This window comes from Halomonas marinisediminis (genome assembly GCF_004347715.1).
Classification (GTDB): domain Bacteria; phylum Pseudomonadota; class Gammaproteobacteria; order Pseudomonadales; family Halomonadaceae; genus Halomonas; species Halomonas icarae.
On sequence record NZ_SLTR01000864.1, the window covers coordinates 1 to 221 of the forward strand.

Consider the following 221-nt stretch of genomic DNA (forward strand, 5'->3'; position numbering starts at 1 on the left):
GATAACAGGCTGATGATGCCCAAGAGTCCATATCGACGGCATCGTTTGGCACCTCGATGTCGGCTCATCTCATCCTGGGGCTGGAGCAGGTCCCAAGGGTACGGCTGTTCGCCGTTTAAAGAGGTACGTGAGCTGGGTTTAGAACGTCGTGAGACAGTTCGGTCCCTATCTGCCGTGGGTGTAGGATACTTGAGAGGAGTTGCCCCTAGGACGAGAGGACG

Annotated in this window: 1 rRNA gene; it reads left to right on the top strand. The window is 56.1% G+C overall.

From position 1 onward, the window contains the following. Positions 1 to 221 (top strand): 23S ribosomal RNA (locus tag E0702_RS18790); the annotation flags it as partial.